General features: G+C 42.6%; 5 protein-coding genes and 1 pseudogene. All 6 read left to right on the forward strand.

Features of this window, described 5'->3' with window-relative positions; genetic code table 11:
* The first annotated feature begins 191 nt into the window (after nucleotides 1-191).
* The gene (locus WFM46_RS23235; RefSeq protein ID WP_336998667.1) at nucleotides 192-440 is read left to right on the forward strand and encodes a hypothetical protein; all 249 of its coding nucleotides are present in this window, start codon (nucleotides 192-194) and stop codon (nucleotides 438-440) included.
* 37 nt (nucleotides 441-477) lie between these two features.
* Complete coding sequence (locus WFM46_RS23240) at nucleotides 478-723, forward strand: VENN motif pre-toxin domain-containing protein (RefSeq protein WP_336998668.1); 246 nt, start codon at nucleotides 478-480, stop codon at nucleotides 721-723.
* A gap of 707 nt (nucleotides 724-1430) precedes the next feature.
* Nucleotides 1431-1745: a hypothetical protein gene (locus tag WFM46_RS23245; protein WP_336998669.1), complete on the forward strand. Its 315-nt coding sequence runs from the start codon at nucleotides 1431-1433 to the stop codon at nucleotides 1743-1745.
* Nucleotides 1746-1832: 87 nt separating this feature from the next.
* Nucleotides 1833-2348: an Imm70 family immunity protein gene (locus tag WFM46_RS23250; protein WP_336998670.1), complete on the forward strand. Its 516-nt coding sequence runs from the start codon at nucleotides 1833-1835 to the stop codon at nucleotides 2346-2348.
* 104 nt (nucleotides 2349-2452) lie between these two features.
* Nucleotides 2453-2785: a hypothetical protein gene (locus tag WFM46_RS23255; RefSeq protein ID WP_336998671.1), complete on the forward strand. Its 333-nt coding sequence runs from the start codon at nucleotides 2453-2455 to the stop codon at nucleotides 2783-2785.
* Nucleotides 2786-3227: 442 nt separating this feature from the next.
* Nucleotides 3228-3434, forward strand: a pseudogene (locus tag WFM46_RS23260) (hypothetical protein); the annotation flags it as partial.

Here is a 3434-nt window from a genome sequence, read left to right on the forward strand (position 1 = left end):
TTTTTATTGTGATAAAAACGAAGCCGCACCTTATCCCGTTCCCGAAGGGCTATTCACTAAATTGTTAGCACGATACGAAGTTGTTAAGAATGAGCCCGATGCTTATTTTTATCATCTTCATGAAGCCTATAATGACTTTGTTAAAACACTTTCCGATACGCAGAATTGACTTTATTGTGGGGAAATAATCTGTGACTCAATCACATCATTTGATTAAAGTTATTGCCGACATGGCTCTTTTTCTTGAGTTCACTGACGAACATTCGCTCAATCCAGATGCCGCTGTGGAAATGATGGAACATATAGCCGCCGAGCTTCAGCTATTAAAGGAAGATGAGAAAGTGCGCGTTATCGATTCCTTTGCAAAGATTGCGAAAGCGTACCGGGGGGATGAGTCCGACTTTGTCAAAGCCCTTCCCGATACCTTTGGTTTACGTTGACGAGTAGTTGTCAGGCAGGCGCAGCTGATCGGCGAGATTGGCAATCGGGTGGCCTGATATTGTCCGCACCAAGGGCAAAGTTGCCGCCACGGGCGAGCTGGTGGGGATGATCGCCAAAGAGATGTACGGCAAATTTGCCGATGAGCTCGATGAAACGCAGAAGCAGACGGTTTCTGCGCTGGCGACGCTGGCGGGGGGACAGTCCGGTGGACTGGTGGGCGACAGCTCTGCTTCTGCTGTGGCGGGGTGCAGCAGCAGCCCAAACAGGTACAAAAGGAACTAATCCGATACTGCATGGCGGTGGTACTCAGATATTTTTACCTACACCACAAAATGACTGGATCATAAAAAAATGAACTCGAATGAAATAGTTAAGCAATGGGTAAGTAAGAGAAGTTCATTTTACTTCTTTCTACCTGATGGTCCTTATGGAAGACCTTTTGATAACCAATATTTAATTGAACGGATAGAAGACACTTCAGATGGTTTTAAAATCTTCCTTTCGGATAATCTGATGCTTCATTTTATTGGAAACACAACGATTGAGGATGAAGGGTGTAATCTGTTGATTAAGAACTTTAATTAATGCATCTTTGGATATAATGACCATAAAACAAAGAGATATGATCAGGGTGAAGTGGTTTTAAGTGGCTTCTAAATGATGGATCCCAGCCCTTACGCCGGGTTCTTTTTTAACCGTCAGAACTTAAACTCAAGCTCAATAGTAAGCCGTCCTTTCTCTGCCGTCACAACTGGTTTCAACTCCTATCAATATGGGCGGTGCGGCAATTGGTAGTAGTATTAAGGGGGAGGATCCGACGAATTCAGTAATTGGAACTGGATTAGGCTCAATACTTGGTGGTGGCATGGGAAAGGTCATATCAGGGTCTATGGGATCTTCTGTGAAAGCCGGAACATCGGATATCATTAGTAATATTGGGGGCTCGATTACTAGTGGAGCTATTGGGAATGCTACAAAAGGAACACTTGATGAAGCTGATAAATCTATTAAAAAGTGATCAGGAGGGTAATTTGAACACCCTGATTATGTTAATAATACGTTGTATGATTTGCATTTTTATTCTAGCGATGACTGGCTGTCTTCTTGGCAGGTTAATGGTGTTTTTTAAAACTAATGCTTTATTTTTTGATTGGGGAAAGGATGTTTTTTATTCTTTGAAAGTAGGTGTTTCTGCTGGTGCGTTAGCAGGGTTGGGTATCTGGATAAAAATAAAATTACAACAAAAAAAGAAGATGGTAAATAAGCCAACAACAATCTCAGTCAGCAGACTGGAATTGTTGTAGAGAATAGCGCCCCTGGTGACATCGCCACGGGGCAAGTGCCGGGTAAACCCACCGAGCAGGTGGCCGAAGAGCAGGTGAAGGCCGAAAATGAACGCTATAAGCGCGAAAAATGTAGGAATACTTGCAGCGATGACTCTTGCAGAAGTTGGGCCAGCGTCTGATGTAAAAGGTTTTTTCAATGTGGTGCTCTCTTTATTAGAAAACGGCACCAACGGTAGCAAATATCCCTGGATAAAGGGAAAACTTTACCGTGGGTCTTTAGCTTATGATGAGCTTTACAAAGTCAAAAACGAGCTGGACACCATAAAAAATGAATTTTCAACAATATTACCTGATGATATTGTGTGGTCGTCATTTGGAGTAGATAAAAATCACTCCCGACTAAACTTTGATGCTGGGAATTTGTTTTTAGTCTTTGAACGGTTCTTTAAAGCTTTTGATGAAGCATTAACATGTACAGAGGCTTACTATCAAGCTTTTAATGAATATATACCTGTAAGGTTAGGGTTCACCGACGCGCCGCATTATATTGATGATGTGAATAGAACATCAGAGCAATACAATGCATTAGGTCCAAATGAGCCCCCTTTCTGGTTACGATAACGAATATTAAGCTAGCGCCAGTTTATTCTGGAACTTGGGCTACTCTGTCAATGGTGAGCGCCCTATAGAAAAAAAGCTGTATCAATGATACCGGGAGGGAAAGAATGAGAAATGATCAAGAGATTTATAAAGATATCGGTACTGTTTTATACAGTATTGCTCCCGACGAAGCTAAAAAGATCATTATGCGTGCAGAGTTATCACCTGAAAACGATCATTGTAAGTATGAATATGATTATCTTGATGATGCTGATGAAACTCAATGGTTGACGGCTGGTGATAGGGCGAATACAGATATCCTTCGTTATCTGGTAGAGCTTCGCAACTACTATATCGAAAATAATCTGACCAATGGCCGCCCAGCATGGCATGGATGTGAAGTGACGCTGGATATTGAAAAAATGAAACTCAATATAGACTTCCGCTACGAGGATTAGTCATCAACGCACCCGGCCCTCACGCCGGGAACATGCAATCAGACGGGATCTGTTTAACCTTCTTTCCTGAATAAAAATCCCGCATTCGCAAATGGGAATTTCGAAAATGAGAAACAGCACTAAATCGTTTATTAACCTTGTTTACCTGTCCTACGCGATAGGTCTGGCTGTGTTCATCCTGAACGCTCCCTGGCCGTTTAGTCGGCGCAGGATTAGCATGGAACGTGAAAGAGGGTTTCCCCTTCTCCTTTAAGGACGTGTTGATATGTCTTGAGTTAACCTAGCTGGGGCGCCCTGCGGGTTTGATCATCTGGTTTTTTTATCACCGGTAAAAGCCAGGGTAGGCGGTATTAAGATAGCTCCAGTTTAACTGAATCTAATCTATCAATGATGGGCCGTCAGTAGAGAAACGATTAACCACAATGAAAACAAGAAACTTTAAATGACAAACAGAACTGTTAGCGAACTACAGGTGGGATTAGAGCGTTATCTGTTAAACGGTCATGTCGAATCAGATTCATTTAATGATCCGAATGAGGATGCTCTGGAATATCTGGGCATGCTGCTCGTGGAAGATCAACCCACGGCGCTAAAGTATTGCCAGAGATTTTTGCTGCAGTCCCAGGCCAATGATGAACTAAAATCAGCC

The organism is Leclercia sp. M50 (genome assembly GCF_037150775.1).
In the GTDB taxonomy this organism is placed as follows: Bacteria; Pseudomonadota; Gammaproteobacteria; order Enterobacterales; family Enterobacteriaceae; genus Enterobacter.

Coding starts and splice junctions, on each gene's coding strand:
- WFM46_RS23245 (WP_336998669.1), top strand. CDS start 1,431: ATGAAGCTGATAAATCTATTAAAAAGTGATCAGGAGGGTAATTTGAAC.
- WFM46_RS23255 (WP_336998671.1), top strand. CDS start 2,453: ATGAGAAATGATCAAGAGATTTATAAAGATATCGGTACTGTTTTATAC.
- WFM46_RS23250 (WP_336998670.1), top strand. CDS start 1,833: ATGAACGCTATAAGCGCGAAAAATGTAGGAATACTTGCAGCGATGACT.